General features: G+C 41.1%; 15 protein-coding genes. 9 read left to right on the top strand and 6 right to left on the bottom strand.

Going from position 1 to position 20,418, the window contains the following annotated elements; all coding sequences use genetic code 11:
- Window position 1 precedes the first annotated feature (1 nt).
- The 5 genes from AAHJ11_RS09155 to AAHJ11_RS09135 form a co-directional block, all read right to left on the bottom strand.
- Window positions 2–3,346, bottom strand: a complete 3,345-nt coding sequence (locus AAHJ11_RS09155) for a SusC/RagA family TonB-linked outer membrane protein (protein WP_258978931.1) — start codon at window positions 3,344–3,346, stop codon at window positions 2–4.
- Between the two features lie 39 nt (window positions 3,347–3,385).
- On the bottom strand, window positions 3,386–4,585 hold the full coding sequence (locus AAHJ11_RS09150; RefSeq protein WP_258978930.1) for a FecR domain-containing protein: 1,200 nt from the start codon (window positions 4,583–4,585) through the stop codon (window positions 3,386–3,388).
- 246 nt (window positions 4,586–4,831) lie between these two features.
- A complete protein-coding gene (locus AAHJ11_RS09145; protein ID WP_164727186.1) occupies window positions 4,832–5,401 on the bottom strand; it encodes an RNA polymerase sigma-70 factor in 570 nt (189 codons plus the stop codon).
- A 647-nt stretch (window positions 5,402–6,048) separates the two neighbouring features.
- Complete coding sequence (locus AAHJ11_RS09140) at window positions 6,049–6,984, bottom strand: transposase (protein WP_259021648.1); 936 nt, start codon at window positions 6,982–6,984, stop codon at window positions 6,049–6,051.
- Window positions 6,985–7,024: 40 nt separating this feature from the next.
- Window positions 7,025–7,396, bottom strand: coding sequence for a transposase (locus AAHJ11_RS09135; RefSeq protein ID WP_259021647.1), 372 nt, complete (start codon window positions 7,394–7,396; stop codon window positions 7,025–7,027).
- A gap of 771 nt (window positions 7,397–8,167) precedes the next feature.
- Here AAHJ11_RS09135 and mnmG point away from each other — a divergent pair.
- From mnmG to AAHJ11_RS09100, 7 genes are all read left to right on the top strand, one after another.
- Entirely contained in the window at window positions 8,168–10,054 is a 1,887-nt protein-coding gene (gene mnmG / locus AAHJ11_RS09130) for a tRNA uridine-5-carboxymethylaminomethyl(34) synthesis enzyme MnmG (RefSeq protein ID WP_148367835.1), read from the top strand.
- A 50-nt stretch (window positions 10,055–10,104) separates the two neighbouring features.
- Window positions 10,105–10,635, top strand: coding sequence for an adenine phosphoribosyltransferase (locus AAHJ11_RS09125; RefSeq protein ID WP_413579405.1), 531 nt, complete (start codon window positions 10,105–10,107; stop codon window positions 10,633–10,635).
- A gap of 196 nt (window positions 10,636–10,831) precedes the next feature.
- Window positions 10,832–12,673, top strand: a complete 1,842-nt coding sequence (gene uvrC, locus AAHJ11_RS09120) for an excinuclease ABC subunit UvrC (protein ID WP_413579403.1) — start codon at window positions 10,832–10,834, stop codon at window positions 12,671–12,673.
- Window positions 12,674–12,902: 229 nt separating this feature from the next.
- Window positions 12,903–13,355: a D-aminoacyl-tRNA deacylase gene (dtd, locus tag AAHJ11_RS09115; RefSeq protein ID WP_148367832.1), complete on the top strand. Its 453-nt coding sequence runs from the start codon at window positions 12,903–12,905 to the stop codon at window positions 13,353–13,355.
- 19 nt (window positions 13,356–13,374) lie between these two features.
- The gene (locus tag AAHJ11_RS09110; RefSeq protein WP_117610926.1) at window positions 13,375–13,713 is read left to right on the top strand and encodes a nucleotide pyrophosphohydrolase; all 339 of its coding nucleotides are present in this window, start codon (window positions 13,375–13,377) and stop codon (window positions 13,711–13,713) included.
- Window positions 13,700–14,602: a deoxyribose-phosphate aldolase gene (gene deoC, locus AAHJ11_RS09105; protein WP_004296713.1), complete on the top strand. Its 903-nt coding sequence runs from the start codon at window positions 13,700–13,702 to the stop codon at window positions 14,600–14,602. Before AAHJ11_RS09110 ends, deoC begins: the two co-directional genes overlap by 14 nt.
- 395 nt (window positions 14,603–14,997) lie before the next feature.
- Entirely contained in the window at window positions 14,998–15,678 is a 681-nt protein-coding gene (locus AAHJ11_RS09100; RefSeq protein WP_148367831.1) for a DUF1266 domain-containing protein, read from the top strand.
- Here the strand turns inward: AAHJ11_RS09100 and AAHJ11_RS09095 are convergent, their stop codons facing one another.
- On the bottom strand, window positions 15,679–16,653 hold the full coding sequence (locus AAHJ11_RS09095; RefSeq protein WP_195649664.1) for a polyprenyl synthetase family protein: 975 nt from the start codon (window positions 16,651–16,653) through the stop codon (window positions 15,679–15,681).
- An 88-nt stretch (window positions 16,654–16,741) separates the two neighbouring features.
- Between AAHJ11_RS09095 and polA the strand changes: the two genes are divergently transcribed.
- Entirely contained in the window at window positions 16,742–19,591 is a 2,850-nt protein-coding gene (polA, locus tag AAHJ11_RS09090) for a DNA polymerase I (protein ID WP_148367829.1), read from the top strand.
- A gap of 390 nt (window positions 19,592–19,981) precedes the next feature.
- Window positions 19,982–20,377: a DUF3836 domain-containing protein gene (locus AAHJ11_RS09085; protein WP_004296707.1), complete on the top strand. Its 396-nt coding sequence runs from the start codon at window positions 19,982–19,984 to the stop codon at window positions 20,375–20,377.
- The last annotated feature ends 41 nt before the right edge of the window (window positions 20,378–20,418 follow it).

Below are 20,418 nucleotides of genomic sequence, written 5' to 3'. Positions count from 1 at the left end.
CTTAGAATTGTGCTTTAATAGAAAAATCGACTGTCCATGACTTCGGATAGCTTAAGCCTCGCTCCTGACGGATAGAATTCCAGTTAATAAAATCGCGTGTACTTGCTTCCAACCGAAGCATGTTCATCCCCAAATGTTTCTTTATCCATTCGCGATTGAAATCATAGCTCAAAGTTAATGCGCTCAAACGCAGATAAGCCTTATCCTGAACGAAGCGTGAAGTCGGCATAGTGACATAATCGGCATCTTTAATATCCTTAAACTGGGCAATATCTCCCGGTTGTTTCCATCTGTCGGTCAACACACGCAAATCTACGTTTTGATATTGTATTCTAGCGTTTTCTACTCGGTCTACCAAAGTCTGGTTATACTCCTGCCCACCCCATTCATATTGGAAAGCAGCAAACAAGCTCCATGCTTTATAGGCAACATTGAATCCGACAGAGCCGTTGAATTTAGGTTCAGTATTACCAACAACCACTTCTTGAGTGGCATTCCAAGTATCGGACACGCTGCCATCACGGTTCAGGAATATTTCTTTACCCGTAGTGGGATCAATACCCAAAGACTTCACTGCCCAAATAGAAGTCAGTGACTGCCCTTCCTCATATTGAGCTATAGGCACCCCGTATTGAGGATCATAGCTACTATACGCTTGTTCATTTATTGCTTTCTGATAAAAATCCTTCACGCGTTGATTATAGGCACGTTGCGAGTCGGAGATTTTCATAATTTTGTTTTTGTTGTGTGCCATATTTCCCCACAAAGCTACTAACCAGTCACGATTACGAAGTACTTCACCACGTACCTGTAACTCGAATCCCTGATTCAGCACTTCACCCATATTATCCTTATAACTAGAGAAACCAGACGTTTGAGACAGGCTGACATCGTTAACTACATCAATTGTTTTATCATGATAATAATCAGCATCCACTGTCAAACGCCGGTTCAGAAATTGCATTTCAATACCCACATTAAACTTATCAGTCTTTTCCCAACTTAGATTATTATTTCCTAAAGCTTTCAATACTGCGCCAAAACCTGTTGCATACCATTCATCAAAAAGCGCCTCATACATGGTTGTAGCAGCATAAGACGGAAAACTAGCTTTACCAGTCCGCCCATACGATGCACGTACCTTCAATTTATTAACTATCTCATTACCTTTCAAGAACTCATAATTATGGATGTTCACCCCCAAACCTCCGGAAAAGAACGGCGCCCAGCGTTGTTTGGAACCGAAATCAGAAGAACCGTCAAAACGAACGGAGAAGTCAGCCAGATAGATGTCGTTCCATGTATAGTTTCCGGTAGCCCACGTACTGACCATACGTGAAGTTCCTTCAGTACGTGACGGCTTTTCATATATCTCGGCCGCATAATTTGGTGAATGGAACTGTCCATTCGGGAATCCACGGTAATGAGCGTTCGTTGCATCTGAAGAACCGGAAGATGCCTCCCAAGCTACAGACAGATTCAAATTATGTTTATTGAATGAACGCGTATAATATAAAGCTGCATTTGCATTCCAACTCAAGTTGTTTCCATTGTCTACATACAGATCACCCAAGTTATGCCCACCATCATTAGGAGAAGCGGTTGTTTTTGAAGATAATGGATCTATGAACCGTTCTCCATTAGAATACTTGCGGTTCACACTGAATTGGCCTCTGACGGTCCAGTAATCAGTCAAATACCAATTCAAGCTCAAATTATTGGATACTTCATCATAAGCACTCCAAGTATAATTACCAAGAGTTGCTTCATATAATGGATTTTTAGCCGTACGTCCGCCACTAACTTGCGAAAATTTTAAATTCTCTTTTAATGTTCCATCATTATTATAGGGGGTATCATACGGCTGCAGAATGGTATAATCACTAAAAGAGCCATAAGGCGACTCTTTAGATTTGGAATGAGTAAACGATACCGTGTTTTTCACTTGCAAAGACTTCATTCGATAATCCAAAGAGAAGCCAACACTGTAACGATCACGACCGGAACCTTTCATCACACCGTTCGCTCCATTATAAGATGCATCTACACCCCAACGCAAATTCTGCGTACCTCCTTCTATAAAGAGACTGTGTTTATGATCGAATGCATTTCGTAGAGGCAATACCATCCAGTCAGTATCCACACCACGTTGAATCTCAGCAAACTTCCGGTTGTAATCATAGATCTCAGTACCAAAATCATTATTATCGAAAAGTCCGGCAAGACGTTCCATTTCCAGTTTCTCCGAAGCGTTCGCCAAACTATAGTCGCGCAAATCGGGCATTTCCAATGTACCGGTGAAATTGTAAGAAACACGAACTTCGCCCGGTTTCGGAACAACCGTAGTGATTACCACCACGCCATTAGCAGCACGCGAACCGTAAATAGCCGTAGCAGCAGCGTCTTTCAATATAGTCATACTTTCTATGCGGCTAGGATCCAAGTCATATACCTTTTCGATGCTAACCTCAAATCCATCCATAATAAATGTAGGAAGATTCGGATTATTTTCCAGATTCGATTTGGACAATTGATTCTTATCCAAATCTCTGACACCTACTCCTGAACGTCCACGAATATACATTTCAGGTAATGCGTTAGGATCGGAACCAAATTGCGTATTAGTCATCAAGCGGAAAGAAGGATCAAACGACTGCATGGCATCAAGCACATTTGTCTGTGACACCCTACGCAATTCATCACCTGTTATTTGCGTAGAACTACCCGTAAAGCTGGATTTACGGATATTACTATATCCTGTAACGACTACATCCTCCAATGTTTTCACATCGTCCATCATAGTAATCTCAATCATCTTCTTGCGTGTAGCATCTACCTGAAGAATCTGCTTTTTCATACCGATAAAAGAGACTTCCAAAGTCACTTTGTCACTTTTCACATCTAGCGTAAACTCACCTTCAATATTAGTAGAAGTACCCGTACGAGTACCTTTCACAATAATGCTGGCTCCTGGTATCGGTTCCTTATTCGAATCAATAACCGTACCATGGATGCGGTTGTCACGCTTCTCGGTCTGCAATTTACGGACAACAACAATACCGTCTTTCACCACATAATCAAATCCTTGAGGATTTAAAATTAACTTCAGAGCGACTTCCCATTTCTCATTTTTTGCATTAATTGATACCGGAGGAACACCTTTAAACATTTGTGAATTATACAACATATTCACTCCTGTTTGTTTCTTCACTGCATCCAAAACAGTCTCGATAGAGACATTATGCAGATTCAAAGTTACCGTCTTATCCTGTGACGGTAGAGCCCATGTGCTAAATGTGCAACACACTGCCACTAAAAAACATAGCAGCCATCGTTTTTCTCTCATAAATTAATGATTAAACTTTACCTAATATTCTATTTACTCTTAATCTTTCATTCTATCGTATATCAATACTTTCCGACCACTGATTTTATAGGTCAAATCACCTGTCAGTTCTAATGCATCCAGGAATGAATTGATCGCTCCGTTACGCTTCAAACTGCCACTGTAAGTTATATCCCGCAAATCCGGTGTTTCATAATAAACTTGTATATCATACCAGCGTTCGAACGTCTCCATAATCTCCCCTAAAGAACGATTTTTAAAGTTGTACACACCGTTTACCCACCCGACATATTCATCCAAGTCGACGGTACGTTTTTCTGTACCATTGGCAGAGACTGCTGCTTGTTCACCCGGCTGAAGAGTTACCGTTCCTACATTCGGTGCAGAGAATTGTACTTTTCCATGTACCAATGTAGTATAACAAACGGAAGCATCGGTATAAGCATTCACATTAAATGCCGTACCAAGCACCATCACTTCACCTAGATGAGTTTGTACCACAAACGGATGAGATTCATCCTGCACAACCTCAAAATAAGCCTCACCCTCCAGAACTACAGTCCTGCGTTTACCCGCAAAGCGTACCGGATAAGTCAGCTTGGAACCAGCATTCAAATAAACTGTCGTTCCATCGGCGAGGATTACAGTATTTTCCCCTCCACGTGGTATGACAAGTTCATTTGACTTGACTGGCTTCTCTTCGACGTTTTTCTCTTCGTGTTGTGTTGTGACGGTTGGCTCATATGACAGCACTCCTTCCTTATATTTTACCTGGACGCCATCTACTATTACGTCAAATTCTTCCTTACGCACATCAATAATGCTACCATCGGGCAAAGTCAATTGTGCCTGTTGCACTCCCGGCAGAATCAATGGTCTACTTTCTTCTTCAGTCGAAACATAATTCGACATATAAAAAGATAAACCGATTACTAAAAAGATAACAGCTGCTGCAACAGACCACCAAATCCGGAACATCCGAGGCTTCTTTACCTCCGGTTTCATTTGTCCGATTTTCTGAAGGAAAGATTCATAGGCTTTCTTTGATGAATAATTTTTATATTCTTCAAACGCAACTCTCAATGTCTCGCCCTTCTGCAATTGCTCATACACTTTTTGTAAGTCCGGGCATTTCGCCAATCGCTTTTCAAGCTCTTGCTGTTCCGATTCATTAGCTTCTCCTAAAAGAGCTTTCTGTATTAAAGCGGCATCTTGATATACATTTTCAAACTTCTTCATCTTATTTTTCCTTTTTAAATCAAACAACTGTTTAATTTGCTTTATTATAGATATACATAACTTGCGGAAAAGGGTGACAAAAAGATGATATTTTTTTGAGATAAGGAGATAAAGAAGAAGATATTAAACAGAAGAAGATAACATTATGTCACAAAACAGAAGTAATTCGTTCGCTTTTAATAAAGAAAACAAATCTTAATCAATTAATAAAAAGATAAATAAGTATCAAAATGACTTTTCTTATTTTTAGAGAAATAAACAAAGAATTATAGAATACATGGAGTCCCCCAGTCTTTCACGAAGGAATTTATAGCTACGTGTCTTTTGAGTTTTAACAGTATTGATACTTATTTCCAAACGTTCGGCTATCTCTTCCCATGTATGTCCTTCGATTCTCATTAAAATGATCCGGCGTTGTTCGGCCGGAAGTTCTTCAATATGGCAATAGAGCTGCCGGATAATTTCTTCTTTTACCGTTAACGCATAGATTACGTCTTCATCCTCCACGTCTTCTTCCTCGGCGAGAGAACTTAAAATAGTATCATGAATCTGATTATTGCGTATATATAATAAAGTATTATTATAGCAGGCGCGATAGAGATAATTTGTGAGCTCTTTGATATCGGAAAAGGTACGTTTACCTTCCCAAACAGAAATGAAAACTTCCTGAACCAGATCTTCCACTGCATCCGGAACAGGCAATATTTTGGCGACATAAGCGCATAGAGCAGCATAAAAACGATCGTAGAAATCGCCCCATATCTTTTCATCCTTCCGGTTGACTCCTGCTACTATGATGTCAATCTTATCGTCCATACTGTCACTCTACCTATCAAAAAACGAAATAGATTTCTCTGAAATCGCTATAAACACTTACTATAGCGGCATTTATAAATGCAAATATATTGTTTTTTTTTCAGAAACGCAGGCCCAACTAACCTACAAAATAGAAAATAAAAGGCTTCTCTCTTCCAATCAAAAAACACAAAGTCCTCTATCACCTATCACCGCACCTCTCCAATCGGCTTATTCATCGTACATTGAAGCATGGTGATAGGTTGAAAATAATCTTTCACCTAACCTATCACCTATCACCACCTATTTCGGTCAATATAAGACGCAGAATACGGCAGTGATCTACTAAAGGAAACGGTAAAAGAAAGCTTTTTAGTCAGTTCAAACGGCCTAAACTTTAGTCTTCTGCCTTCAAACAAGTTGTTCCCCAACCTAAAACTATTTGTTTCAAGGCTTGAAACCATAGTTTCCATGCCGTTGGAACTATGGTTTCTCGGTGTTGAAACTACAGTTTCCCAATGCCGAAACTTTAGTTTCACGATACGAAACCTTTGGTTTCAAACCATGAAACACTTTTTTTAAAGGCATGAAATCAAACTTTCCCAACATGATTGAGAGTAAAGTGGCTCAGTTGGAAATCTTGGGGGATTACCCATTCTTAATTTCTGCTATGCATATACTTTAGCTAATCTAAAGAGGAAGAATCTCATATCTGCGACTCCTCTGAAGGAGGCTCTGAAAGCTTTTATTTTCGCATTAAAAGCTTCAGCTGCCGCATTGGTACTTCTGTTGACAAAGAAGTTTAATATCCTTTCATAATGATTCTCAATAGAGTTTGCTACGGTTGCAAACGTTTCATAGCCATACTCTTCTATTTTACTATACCATAAAGCTAATTTAGCTCTTGCTACATCTTTATCATAGTTTGTGGAAAATATCTTTCCCAAGTGTAAAGAATAATAATACACCTGCTTGATATCATCAAATTGTTTGAATAATATTTCAGCTCTAATCTTCTGGCTTTTAGTCCATTTATCAGGTGCTTTAAATAGTAAATATCTACTTCTTGCTAGTAGCTGCCTAAGCGTGTCTCCATTTTTAAAAGTCTCCGGTTCATAAGCTACTCCTTGTTCCTTTGCAGCTTTTATTGCCTTGTTCTCATCTTTCATTACCTGCCACCGATAAGTAATACGCAACTCCTGTACGGCTTCGTATACGAGTTTCTGGACATGAAATCTATCGATAACCTGCATGGCGCGTGGAAAACAAGTTTTAGCAATCTTCTGCATACTTCCTGCCATATCCAGTGTGATTTCTTTGACCTGATTACGTTGTTCTTTAGGAATCTTCATTAAGATAGCTATAATATCTTCGGCCTTTGTTCCTTGGACTACGGCAATGATTGAACCTTTACGGCCTCGTTTATCCCTGTTGAGTAAGATGGTATAAAGTTCACCTTTACTTAGCGCCGTCTCATCGATACATAGATTATAACCTATATTTTTAGGGTAAAGAATATGGTCTTGGGCATGCTCTTTTTGATTCCAACTCTGATAATCACTCAAATGGTCCTTATATTGATTTTGAAGCTGTTTGCCGTCCATGCAGTAATGCTCGGCCAGACTTTGACAGCTAACGGCATGATTATCTAAGTAATTCTTTTAAAAAAGCACCGAACTCAGCTGTGATGCGAGTACCGGTGGCTACTAAATTCCAGTCACGACTATAAGTCTGACCGGTTGAAGGATCTTCCCAACGACGACGTTTGATACGCAAGTAAACGGCTTTGCCGCGAATAGGAAAATCCTGAACTTCTATCTCAGGAAAAAAGCCTTTCGAATGAAGGGATAAATGGGACAGTTCAGAAGGAATAACCGGGGTTTCTTCTAAAAAGAGAATAAAGCAGGTCTCTTGAGAAAGGCTATCAACAACGGTGAAGTACTCAAGGATACCGGAAGGCAGAAATAGGCTTAAAATATCAGCCGGAAGAAGTGGAGTTTTAGAGTTCGTTTTCATAATGCAAAAATAAGCATTTTAACCAAATCCCCCAAGAATTACAACTGAGCCAGTAAAGTGCTTACGAGATATATTTAAAAGAGGCATAAAAAAAGAGCGAATCATTCCGCTCCACCTTTAAAGAATCCCCATAAATGGGATTCTTCTTTTTTCTTCATTTTCATTTACTCGTTACCTAAAAACGTCTTTTTCCTAATACCTAATCAAAACAATCCTTTTCCTAAAAACTAATCTTAAAATCTAATACCTTAATTTTATAAACTAATACCTTTTAATTATAACCTTTTTTCTAATACCTAAAATATAAGTAGTTTCACAACTACACTGCAAAGGTATAGCTGTTTGCGAAAACAACAAAGTCCATGATACTAAAAAATACATTTGGGCTTGTTTTTTTGACTTATGTCAAGACATGAAGCAAATTTTGAGTGTAAACCTCACATTTATCTGACGATAGCCTCTATTTTGAACAAATTCTCCATTTTGCTTTCTAGTTTCATCCATTATTGAGCAAACAAGCAACTAATAAAAAGACAGCAAAACAAGGCATAAAAGAGCATAATATCACTATTTTTCACAAAAACGCACGATTACAAAATTCGAAGAATAGTCAAATCTCGAACAATCTGCATATTTCTAATCCAAAATTACGGCGTTTTTTTCAGTTAAGCCGGATTCCTCCCCGGATTTTCAGAAGCAAAAACAGCTTGAAGATACAAGTCTCACAACTTTTCTGTAACTTTGCAGCGTTTGATAATAAATAAGATAGGAATGGATTTTAAGTACGACGTAATTGTAATTGGTGCCGGACATGCTGGTTGTGAAGCAGCGGCAGCCGCTGCTAATTTAGGTTCCAAAACTTGTCTCATCACTATGGACATGAACAAGATTGGACAGATGAGTTGCAATCCGGCTGTAGGAGGAATCGCCAAAGGACAAATTGTACGTGAAATAGATGCACTGGGTGGACAGATGGGATTAGTGACAGATGAGACTGCCATTCAATTCCGAATTCTAAATCGCTCGAAAGGTCCAGCCATGTGGAGCCCCCGCGCCCAATGCGACCGGGCTAAGTTCATTTGGTCCTGGCGGGAGAAACTGGAAAATACACCCAACCTTCATATCTGGCAAGATACCGTATGTGAACTGCTCGTTGAAAACGGTGAGGTCACCGGATTAGTCACCGCATGGGGCGTCACCTTCAAAGCGAAATGCATTGTGCTCACCGCAGGGACTTTCCTCAACGGACTGATGCATGTAGGACGTCATAAATTGCCTGGAGGAAGAATGGCCGAGCCGGCTTCTTATCAGCTGACCGAATCCATCGCCCGTCACGGAATCTCTTACGGAAGAATGAAAACCGGTACTCCGGTACGAATCGACGCGCGTAGTGTTCATTTTGACCAGATGGAAACACAAGACGGCGAATCAGACTTCCACAAGTTCTCATTCATGAATACTAGCACGCACCACTTAAAGCAACTTCAATGCTGGACATGCTACACCAATGAAGAAGTACACCGGATTCTGCGCGAAGGTCTGCCGGATTCTCCCCTATTCAACGGACAGATTCAAAGTATCGGACCACGCTATTGTCCAAGCATCGAAACTAAAATTGTCACTTTCCCGGATAAAGATCAGCACCAGTTATTCCTCGAACCGGAAGGAGAAACAACACAAGAGTTATATCTTAACGGATTCTCTTCTTCGCTTCCGATGGAAATACAAATTGCAGCATTAAAACAAATCCCGGCTTTCAAAGATCTGGTTATCTACCGTCCGGGATACGCTATCGAATATGACTATTTTGATCCGACCCAATTAAAACATACGTTGGAATCGAAGATTATCAAAAACTTGTTCTTTGCCGGACAAGTAAACGGAACCACCGGATACGAGGAAGCAGGAGGACAAGGATTGATAGCCGGTATCAATGCACACATCAACTGCCACGGCGGAGAAGCATTTACTTTGGCTCGAGATGAAGCATATATTGGCGTATTAATCGACGATTTGGTTACCAAAGGTGTGGATGAACCTTACCGTATGTTTACCTCGCGTGCGGAATACCGTATTCTGCTTCGTATGGATGATGCCGATATGCGCTTAACAGAAAAAGCATTTAAGCTTGGTTTGGCAAAAGAAGACCGGTATCAGTTAGTAAGAAGCAAAAAAGAAGCCGTGGAACAAATCATTTCTTTCGCACGCAACTATTCGATGAAACCGGCACTAATCAACGATGCTCTCGAAAAGATAGGGACAACTCCCCTACGTCAAGGATGTAAGTTGATAGAGATTCTGAATCGCCCGCAAGTGACAATAGGAAATATAGCAGAATATGTTCCGGCGTTTCAACGGGAGCTGGAAAAAGCAACGGGTTCGGACCAAGACCGGAAAGAAGAAATTCTCGAAGCTGCCGAAATCTTAATCAAGTATCAAGGATACATTGACAGAGAAAGAATGATAGCAGAAAAACTAGCACGATTGGAAAGTATAAAGATTAAAGGAAAATTTGACTATTCTACTATTCAGTCTCTTTCCACCGAGGCCCGACAAAAGCTGGCAAAGATAGATCCGGAAACAATAGCACAAGCGAGCAGAATTCCGGGAGTCTCTCCAAGCGATATCAACGTGTTGCTGGTACTTTCCGGACGATAAGCGACAACGTTTCACGTGAAACAAAACATTTAAAGAAACGATATAATTCAATGATTATGAGCAAAGAAACGCTAATCAAAAGCATTCGGGAAATACCCGATTTTCCGATTCCCGGAATCCTGTTCTACGATGTCACCACTCTATTCAAGGACCCTTGGTGCTTGCAGGAATTATCAAACATTATGTTTGATATGTATAAGGATAAAGGGATTACTAAAGTAGTGGGTATAGAATCAAGAGGATTCATCATGGGACCTATTCTGGCAACCCGCCTGAACGCAGGTTTTATTCCAATCCGCAAGCCGGGCAAACTCCCTGCAGAAACGATTGAAGAAAGCTATGACAAGGAGTACGGCAAAGACACGGTGCAAATCCACAAAGATGCACTGGACGAGAATGACGTAGTTCTATTACATGATGATTTACTGGCAACAGGAGGCACCATGAAAGCAGCTTGTGAACTGGTGAAAAGACTAAGACCTAAAAAGGTATATGTAAACTTCATCATCGAATTGAAAGACCTGAATGGAAAATCATTGTTCGGAGATGACGTAGAAGTAGAATCGGTATTGAGTTTATAAAGAATTTGGTTCTATTTGCAGAAAATATGTCAAAAGTAAGCAACTAACCTTTTGAGACGTGAATGACGTGGATGACACGGACCATAAGAATAGGAATCCATATTATCCGCGTCATTCGTATTTAAATAGCCACCGACTGCGGGTATGCTTCATGTCAGGCACATACTTTTCACCTATTAGCCATCCTAAAACAATTATGAATACAGAACCAGAAAGCAGAGCCAATGAATATTTGAAAGGGATCGTAGCCAACCTTCCCGAGAAACCGGGTATTTACCAATACCTGAACACGGAGGGTACAATTATATACGTTGGAAAGGCCAAAAATCTAAAGAAAAGAGTCTACTCTTACTTCAGCAAAGAACATGAACCGGGAAAGACACGAGTACTGGTCAGCAAAATCGCCGATATTCGTTATATTGTAGTCAACACGGAAGAAGACGCGTTATTGCTGGAGAATAATCTGATAAAGAAATACAAGCCGCGCTACAACGTTCTATTAAAGGATGACAAGACCTACCCTTCTATTTGCGTACAAAACGAGTATTTTCCCAGAGTTTTCAGAACAAGGAAAATTATCAGGAACGGTTCATCTTATTATGGACCGTATAGTCACATACCATCCATGTATGCGGTACTGGATCTGATAAAGCATTTATATCCTTTGCGAACTTGCAGTTTAAACCTAACTCCAGAGAATATACGGGCAGGAAAGTTCAACGTATGCCTGGAATATCATATAAAGAACTGTGCAGGACCATGCATCGGACTGCAATCACAGGAGGATTATCTCAAAAACATCGATGAAATCAAAGAAATCCTGAAAGGAAATACGCAAGAAATCAGCCGTATGCTACTGGAAAAGATGCAGACATTAGCCGGCGAGATGAAGTTTGAAGAAGCACAGAAGGTGAAAGAAAAATTTCTTCTGATAGAAAACTACCGCTCCAAATCGGAGGTAGTAAGCGCTGTATTACACAACATAGATGTATTTTCTATTGAAGAGGACGAGTCCAATTCCGCTTTCATCAACTATCTGCATATTACAAACGGTGCCATCAACCAGGCGTTTACATTCGAATATAAAAAGAAGTTGAATGAATCAAAAGAGGAACTTTTGACACTGGGTATTATCGAAATGCGAGAACGCTATAAGAGCCAATCCAGAGAGATTATAGTGCCTTTTGAGCTTGATTTGGAGCTAAACAACATCGTATTTACCGTTCCACAGCGGGGAGACAAGAAGAAATTGCTGGATCTTTCGATTCTAAACGTAAAGCAATACAAGGCCGACCGACTAAAACAGGCGGAAAAGCTGAATCCGGAGCAAAGAAGTATGCGATTAATGAAAGAGATACAGCAAGAGTTGCATCTGGACAGACCGCCTTTGCAAATTGAATGCTTTGACAACTCAAACATACAGGGTTCTGATGCTGTGGCAGCTTGCGTTGTCTTTAAAAAGGCTAAACCATCAAAGAAAGATTATCGAAAATACAATATAAAAACTGTTGTAGGACCTGACGATTATGCATCCATGAAAGAGGTCGTCAGAAGACGTTATCAGCGCGCTATTGAAGAAAACGCCCCTCTACCCGACCTGATTATCACCGACGGCGGAAAAGGTCAAATGGAGGTCGTTAGAGAGGTGATTGAAGATGAGTTGAACCTAGCGATCCCTATCGCCGGACTGGCAAAGGACAATCGCCATCGCACATCGGAACTGCTTTTTGGATTTCCTCCGCAGACTATCGGTATCAAACAGCAAAGCCCGTTATTCCGTTTGCTGACCCAGATTCAGGATGAGGTGCACCGTTTTGCCATCAGTTTCCATCGTGATAAACGCAGCAAACGACAGGTAGCATCGGCATTAGACAATATCAAAGGGATTGGAGAAAAGACAAAAACAGCGCTTCTGAAAGAATTTAAAAGCGTAAAGCGGATAAAAGAAGCCTCTTTTGAGGAGATTTCCGCTGTGATTGGAGAAGCAAAAGCCAAGACTGTAAAAGCGGGATTGAGCGATGAATCATCAGAAAATTAATAAGAAGTTGGGGAGTAGGCCTGTTATCTTTCTATCACTTTTAGGCACGGATTACACGGATTTCACGGTTGAATTACTAAAAAACCGTGTTATCCGTGTAATCCGTGCCCCAATAATAAATCATTAACGCTTTCGGCAAAGCCTTATAATATTTTCCCACCAACACACCGTTTTCTCTTCTGAATTTTGTAAATTTGCCTTTCCTAATCATGAAATAGAATAAATAACAATGAGAATAGTCATACAACGGGTAAGCCATGCGTCAGTAACCATTGAAGGATACTGTAAGTCGTCCATTGGGAAAGGAATGCTGATATTAGTCGGCATTGAAGAAGCGGATGGACAGGAAGACATCGACTGGCTTTGCAAGAAGATTGTAAATCTACGTATCTTCGATGATGAGAATGGTGTAATGAACAAATCTATTTTAGAAGATGGAGGCGAGATTCTGGTTATCAGCCAGTTCACGTTACACGCTTCTACCAAGAAGGGAAATCGCCCCTCCTATATCAAAGCCGCCAAACCGGATGTCTCTATCCCACTCTACGAACAATTCTGCAAAGATTTAAGTGGCGCATTGGGAAAAGAAATAGGCACAGGCACCTTTGGGGCAGACATGAAAGTTGAACTTTTAAACGACGGCCCCGTTACTATATGCATGGATACAAAAAACAAAGAATAATAACCAACCATCAACAATTATGACTCTGGAAGAAGCACAGAAACAAGTGGACCAATGGGTGAAAACATACGGCGTCCGCTACTTCAGCGAGTTGACCAATATGGCAGTTCTGACGGAAGAAGTAGGAGAACTGGCGCGTGTCATGGCCCGCAAATATGGAGATCAGTCCTTTAAAGAGGGAGAGAAAGACAATATAGATGAAGAAATAGCAGACGTTTTATGGGTTCTTCTCTGCATTGCCAACCAGACAGGTGTAGACATAACCACTGCTTTCCGGAAAAGCATGGAAAAGAAAACGAAACGAGATAATAAAAGACATATCAACAACCCAAAACTGAAAGATCATGGAAGAGAATAACTCACAGCCCAACAAGTACAATGCCGCATTGGCAAAGTATAATACCAATCTGAGCGATGCAGATATTCAAGCTCGCGTAGCTGAATTGATTGAGAAAAAAGTGCCGGAAAACAACACGGAAGACGTTAAGAAGTTCCTGTTCAACTGTATTGACCTGACTACTTTGAATAGCACAGACAGTGACAAAAGTGTGATGCACTTTACCGAAAAAGTCAATCAGTTTGACGACGAATATCCTGATCTGAAAAATGTTGCAGCAATCTGTGTATACCCCAATTTCGCAGCCATCGTTAAGAATACGCTGGAGGTAGACGGAGTCAATATAGCCTGCGTATCAGGAGGTTTCCCCTCTTCACAGACATTCATTGAAGTAAAAGTGGCAGAAACAGCATTAGCAATCGCAGAAGGTGCAGATGAAATAGACATTGTCATTTCCATCGGCAAATTCCTAAGCGGAGACTACGAAGGAATGTGTGAAGAAATACAGGAATTAAAGGAAGTTTGCAAGGAACGTCATCTCAAAGTGATCCTCGAAACAGGTGCACTAAAGAGCGCTTCCAACATCAAGAAAGCTTCTATCCTATCCATGTATTCGGGCGCAGATTTCATCAAGACTTCCACCGGTAAGCAACAGCCTGCCGCTACTCCGGAAGCCGCTTACGTGATGTGTGAAGCCATCAAAGAATACCACCAGAAAACCGGAATCAAGATTGGATTCAAACCGGCAGGTGGCATCAATACCGTTAATGATGCGATTATTTACTACACAATCGTAAAAGAACTATTGGGTGAAGAATGGCTGGATAATCAACTGTTCCGTTTGGGAACCAGCCGTTTAGCCAACCTCCTTCTTTCTGACATCAAAGGAGAAGAAATCAAGTTCTTCTAAGTTAAAGGCTACATTAGCAATCAAATACGCCTTACCGCGCTGTTCCCGTACTCCGGGAACCGACGCGGTATTTTTTATTTAAGAAAATCTAAAGATAGTTACAGGAAAATTCAGAAAAATACTTATCTTTGTAAAAGGTTTAGCGATGAAAATATAGCTAATTAGTTATATTAGAGAACGTTTCATTTATTACCAATTCCTGGAATTCGGCAAAATTCAAAGTTATGAATGGTAATAAGCAAACGGGTCTCACGCACCTTCATGTATATACTTTTGTTATATATCGAATGGAGCGTGGGACTGTTGCTTGTATATTCATAACGGCTTGCCGAAGCCTCAGGAAAATACATGGCAACAGTTCTCACGCTTTTCATGAACCTTATGAAGGTATTAGGATGGACGCATATACGAAAACCTTAAGATTCAATCACAACCCTCTGAACCTCATCCTCGGAACAGAGAAAAAGAAGGGGTTACGCATCGGTTATATGGAAGCCGGACTGCAAGGCTTCTATCTCAACTCTATGGAGACCGGAATCCATCCGCTAAAGCTATCCAAACTGCTGGCAGAAGAGTTTCACTGCACCGACAATGAGTCCGTCACCGGACTATTCCAATTCCTTATCAACGAAGGCGACAGAGTCTCCTACCAGATTATGCTCCCCTATTTACTCTCTACAGAGAACATCAACGAGTTCGAAAACATCATTCAAAAGCGTTTTTTCGGGGTGGAACGTTTCATCCGTCAAGGAAAGAATCTATACAAATTCGTGAAATATACAGAGGAAAGAAGGGACCCGATTATATGGATAAATGACTTGGAAAAAGGCATTATCGGATGGGATATGGGACTGCTTGTGAACTTGGCACGCGCCTCCCAAGCATGTGGTCACATCACCAAAGAGAAAGCCTGGGACTACATAGAACAAGCCGACAAATTATGTTCTTTAGATCTTCATACAGCGGAAGAAATAGACAAGAGTTTCCTTTTAGGAAAAGCGATGAAATCGGAAAAGATAGAAGATTGGGACCGGTTGTTATTATGCTATTCACTCCTGGGAAAGTACAGGAAGTAATTATTTTTCGCGGTCTACTACATAATCCAGATAAGACCGGAGAGCTGCACAGACATCGGAATCCGGCAAAGAAGCCAATAGATTGAAAGCTTTTTGTTTATAGCCATTCATAGTCTGAACCGCATATTCAATTCCTCCGTTTTCTTTAATAAACGAAATCAAATAAGCTATTTCATCGAGAGTAGCCGTCCCCTCCTTTACTTTGATTGCAATTTCTTGCGCTTCCTCGTTTTTCGTCGTATTCAGCACATACAAAGCGGGCAATGTCAGCTTACCTTCAAGCATATCATTACCCGTAGGTTTACCAATCTCCTTATTATCAAAGTAATCGAAAATATCATCCTTTATCTGGAAACAGATACCAATATATTCGCCCAGCAAACGGGCAAGTTCAGCTTCCCCCTCACCCACACCCACCGAGAAAGCGGCAGCCTTTGTGCAGGCAGCAAAAAGAGCAGCAGTTTTCTTGCGGATTACATCAAAATAGACTTCCTCGGAGAAACTGTGATTACTTACATTTGAAAGCTGAAGCAACTCACCGTCAGCAAGATCCTGTCCAAGAGTGGACACCAGCTGAATAATACGATGGCTGTTTGTCAATTCAGCATGTACGAGGCTGGTTGCCAATAAATAGTCACCCGTCAACACGGCCACTTTATTATTAAAGATTGCATTTACCGAGAGCTGTCCACGGCGTTCGGTGCTTTCATCCACTACGTCATCATGTACCAGGCTGGCCGTATGAAGGAGTTCCAGCGAAACAGCCGCGTGAAGAGTGGAAGGACATATAGCGCCATAAAGGCGTGCCACGAGCAAAACAAGAATAGGCCGCATCATCTTACCATTCCTCTGCCGTATGTGAGATACGACGCTATCGAGCAATGCATTTGAACTGGAGAGAGAACTATCAAAAAGTTCTTTGAAGTCGCCCAGTTCCGCTTCAATCGGAGTTCTGATAAGTGAGATGCTGTCCATTTATTACACAATTTGAGCACAAAAGTAATAATAAAACGCTTAATACCGTATTTTTTTGTACTTTTACCATGAAAAATTAATTAAATCTATGGATTCAGGTAATAAATTATTTCTTTTAGACGCTTATGCATTAATATATCGGGCGTATTACGCCTTTATTAAAAACCCAAGAATCAATTCCAAAGGATTCAACACTTCAGCCATACTGGGTTTTGTGAACACCCTCGAAGAAGTGCTGAAAAAAGAGAATCCCACTCATATAGGAGTAGCCTTCGACCCCGCAGGTCCCACCTTCCGCCACGAAGCTTTTGAACAATATAAAGCACAACGCGAAGAAACTCCGGAGGCAATCCGTCTTTCCGTACCTATTATAAAGGATATTATACGCGCCTACCGCATCCCTATTCTGGAAGTGGCAGGCTACGAAGCCGATGATGTGATAGGTACGCTCGCTACCGAAGCCGGTCGTCAGGGTATCACTACCTATATGATGACTCCCGACAAAGATTACGGGCAGCTGGTAAGTGACAAAGTATTTATGTATCGCCCCAAACACACAGGAGGTTTCGAAGTGATGGGCGTTGAGGAAGTGAAAGCCAAGTTTGACATTCAGTCTCCGGCACAGGTGATCGATATGCTCGGACTAATGGGCGACTCTTCGGATAACATCCCCGGATGTCCCGGAGTAGGAGAAAAGACTGCTCAAAAACTGATCTCCGAATTCGGAAGTATCGAGAATCTATTGGAACATACCGACCAACTGAAAGGAGCATTGAAAACAAAAGTGGAAACTAACCGGGAAATGATTACGTTCTCGAAATTTCTCGCCACCATTAAAATCGATGTCCCCATCCAACTTGAGATGGATTCTCTTGTCCGTGAAGAGGCAGACGAAAATTCACTCCGTAGCATTTTCGAGGAATTAGAATTTAGAACGCTCATTGACCGGGTACTCAAAAAAGATATTTCCGGAAACGGAATAACCTCCGCCACCGGAAGCAAAGTTACCACTGGAAAAAGCGCCCCCTCTCCTCTTCCACTTTTTCCCGAAGAAGGAGGCGGAATGCAAGGCGATTTATTTGCGAATTTCACGCCCGATGAACCGGGTGAAGCAAAAAAATCGAACCTAGAGACGTTAGAATCGCTCACTCACAACTACCAACTCATTGATACAGAGGAGAAAAGACAGGAAATTATTCAAAAGTTACTTACATCAAAAATTCTCTCGTTAGATACGGAAACCACCGGAACTGAACCAATGGATGCCGAATTAGTCGGAATGAGCTTTTCGATTGCAGAAAACGAAGCTTTTTATGTTCCCGTACCATCGGACCAAGACGAAGCGTTAAAAATCGTAAATGAATTCCGTCCGGTCTTCGAAAATGAGAATTCGTTGAAAGTCGGACAAAATATCAAGTACGACATGATTGTTCTTCAAAATTATGGTGCAACAGTAAAAGGTCCGCTTTTCGATACGATGATCGCTCATTATGTTCTTCAACCGGAACTTCGTCACGGCATGGATTATCTTGCGGAAATTTACCTGCACTATCAGACTATCCACATTGACGAACTGATAGGTCCCAAAGGAAAGAATCAGAAAAACATGCGTGATCTCGATCCGAAAGATGTATATCTATACGCCTGCGAAGATGCAGACGTAACTCTGAAACTGAAAAACGTATTGGAGAAAGAGCTGAAAGAGAATGACGCAGAGCGTTTGTTCTATGATATAGAAATGCCGCTAGTTCCCGTATTGGTTCATATAGAACGGAACGGGGTATTGCTGGATACGGAGGCCCTGAAACAGTCCTCCGCCCATTTCACCGCCCAGATGGAGCAAATCGAAAAAGAGATTTACGAATTGGCCGGTGAGACTTTCAACATCGCTTCGCCCAAGCAAGTCGGTGAGGTACTGTTTGACAAACTGAAGATCATAGAGAAAGCAAAAAAGACTAAGACCGGCCAGTACGTCACCTCGGAAGAAGTACTCGAAAGCCTCCGGCACAAACATCCGGTAGTAGAAAAGATTCTGGAACATCGCGGACTGAAAAAGCTATTGGGCACGTATATCGACGCACTCCCCCAGCTTATCAATCCACGCACAGGAAGGGTGCACACCTCTTTCAACCAGACTGTAACCGCTACGGGACGTCTTAGTTCAAGCAATCCGAACCTGCAAAATATTCCTATCCGAGACGAGAATGGAAAAGAAATCCGCAAGGCTTTCATCCCCGATGAAGGCTGCCTCTTCTTCTCTGCCGACTATTCGCAAATCGAATTGCGCATCATGGCACACCTTAGCGAGGATAAGAATATGATTGATGCTTTCCTTAGCAATCACGATATTCATGCGGCCACTGCTGCCAAAATTTATAAGATCGACCTGAAAGACGTAGGCTCCGATATGCGCCGTAAAGCCAAGACTGCCAATTTCGGTATCATCTATGGCATATCCGTATTCGGTCTTGCCGAACGAATGAATGTAGACCGCAAAGAAGCCAAAGAGTTAATCGACGGTTATTTTGAAACTTATCCGGGAGTGAAAGCATATATGGATAAAAGTATTCAGGTGGCCCAGGAAAAAGGCTATGTGGAAACAATCTTCCATCGGAAGCGCTTCTTGCCGGACATTAACTCCCGGAATGCCGTTGTACGCGGATATGCGGAACGAAATGCCATCAACGCCCCTATTCAGGGAAGTGCGGCAGATATTATAAAAGTAGCAATGGCACGTATCTATCAACGGTTCCAGGCCGAAGGAATACAAGCTAAAATGATCCTGCAAGTGCATGACGAATTAAATTTCAGCGTTCCTGTCAATGAAAAAGAGCGTGTAGAAGAAATCGTCATCGAAGAAATGGAGAAAGCATACCGCATGCACGTCCCCTTGAAAGCAGATTGCGGATGGGGCAAAAATTGGCTTGAGGCACACTAAACCATCAAGTGAATAAAGGCCACCTCAATCAGGAATTGCTATCTTTTAGACATTAATTACATAGGGAGACTCCATCTTATCCAAAGCCTTCCCTTACAAAATAGAAGCAAGTATGGGTAATAACATTATTTAACTCCATATCCAGAAAGCTAGAAAAAAGATTCCTTTTTCGACGAAGTGATTCATTCTATATCCGGCAAATTGACTGCCGGATATTTTTTTGTCACCAATATTGGCAAAAAGCTAGTTATCATCCACCTCCACTCTTGACATTTTGACAATCTTTTATCTTCAAAAATGCATAAATACCAAATTAATATGTAGATTTGCAGCGTAAAACCAATGTATTTGGTAGACAAATGAAAGTATAACCCAAAAACTTAAATAGCCATGAAAGCAAAAGTATCTTTAAAAATGTTCGTTTTATCTGCAGCTCTTCTTGTTGTATCGCTTGCTACTTCTGCACGTAGCTACGATAATCAATTGATTTATAATCCAATCGAGGAGAATGGTATGACAGTGGGACAAACCGTTTACAAAATGGACGGAAATACACTTGCCAACTACATGAAGTACAACTACAAGTACGATGACAACAAACGTATGATTGAAAGCGAAGCCTTGAAATGGAACAATAGCAAGGACGCATGGGAAAAAGACCTACGCATCAATTATACTTATGAAGGCAAGACCGTTACTACGAATTATTATAAATGGAACGCTAAAAAACAAGCCTACGTACTGGTACCCGAAATGACCGTTACGATGGATAATACAAATATGTAACATAAACTCTCTCTCATTCTAATATTCTAACAAAAGGATAC

It is taken from the genome of Bacteroides sp. 90-K9/2, assembly GCF_047310725.1.
Taxonomy (GTDB): Bacteria; Bacteroidota; Bacteroidia; order Bacteroidales; family Bacteroidaceae; genus Bacteroides; species Bacteroides vicugnae.
Note: the sequence above shows the minus strand (reverse complement) of the source record. Positions and strands in the feature narration are given on the sequence as shown.

Coding starts and splice junctions, on each gene's coding strand:
- AAHJ11_RS09155 (WP_258978931.1), bottom strand. CDS start 3,346: ATGAGAGAAAAACGATGGCTGCTATGTTTTTTAGTGGCAGTGTGTTGC.
- AAHJ11_RS09150 (WP_258978930.1), bottom strand. CDS start 4,585: ATGAAGAAGTTTGAAAATGTATATCAAGATGCCGCTTTAATACAGAAA.
- AAHJ11_RS09145 (WP_164727186.1), bottom strand. CDS start 5,401: ATGGACGATAAGATTGACATCATAGTAGCAGGAGTCAACCGGAAGGAT.
- AAHJ11_RS09140 (WP_259021648.1), bottom strand. CDS start 6,984: ATGGACGGCAAACAGCTTCAAAATCAATATAAGGACCATTTGAGTGAT.
- AAHJ11_RS09135 (WP_259021647.1), bottom strand. CDS start 7,396: ATGAAAACGAACTCTAAAACTCCACTTCTTCCGGCTGATATTTTAAGC.
- mnmG (WP_148367835.1), top strand. CDS start 8,168: ATGGATTTTAAGTACGACGTAATTGTAATTGGTGCCGGACATGCTGGT.
- AAHJ11_RS09125 (WP_413579405.1), top strand. CDS start 10,105: ATGATTATGAGCAAAGAAACGCTAATCAAAAGCATTCGGGAAATACCC.
- uvrC (WP_413579403.1), top strand. CDS start 10,832: ATGAATACAGAACCAGAAAGCAGAGCCAATGAATATTTGAAAGGGATC.
- dtd (WP_148367832.1), top strand. CDS start 12,903: ATGAGAATAGTCATACAACGGGTAAGCCATGCGTCAGTAACCATTGAA.
- AAHJ11_RS09110 (WP_117610926.1), top strand. CDS start 13,375: ATGACTCTGGAAGAAGCACAGAAACAAGTGGACCAATGGGTGAAAACA.
- deoC (WP_004296713.1), top strand. CDS start 13,700: ATGGAAGAGAATAACTCACAGCCCAACAAGTACAATGCCGCATTGGCA.
- AAHJ11_RS09100 (WP_148367831.1), top strand. CDS start 14,998: ATGGACGCATATACGAAAACCTTAAGATTCAATCACAACCCTCTGAAC.
- AAHJ11_RS09095 (WP_195649664.1), bottom strand. CDS start 16,653: ATGGACAGCATCTCACTTATCAGAACTCCGATTGAAGCGGAACTGGGC.
- polA (WP_148367829.1), top strand. CDS start 16,742: ATGGATTCAGGTAATAAATTATTTCTTTTAGACGCTTATGCATTAATA.
- AAHJ11_RS09085 (WP_004296707.1), top strand. CDS start 19,982: ATGAAAGCAAAAGTATCTTTAAAAATGTTCGTTTTATCTGCAGCTCTT.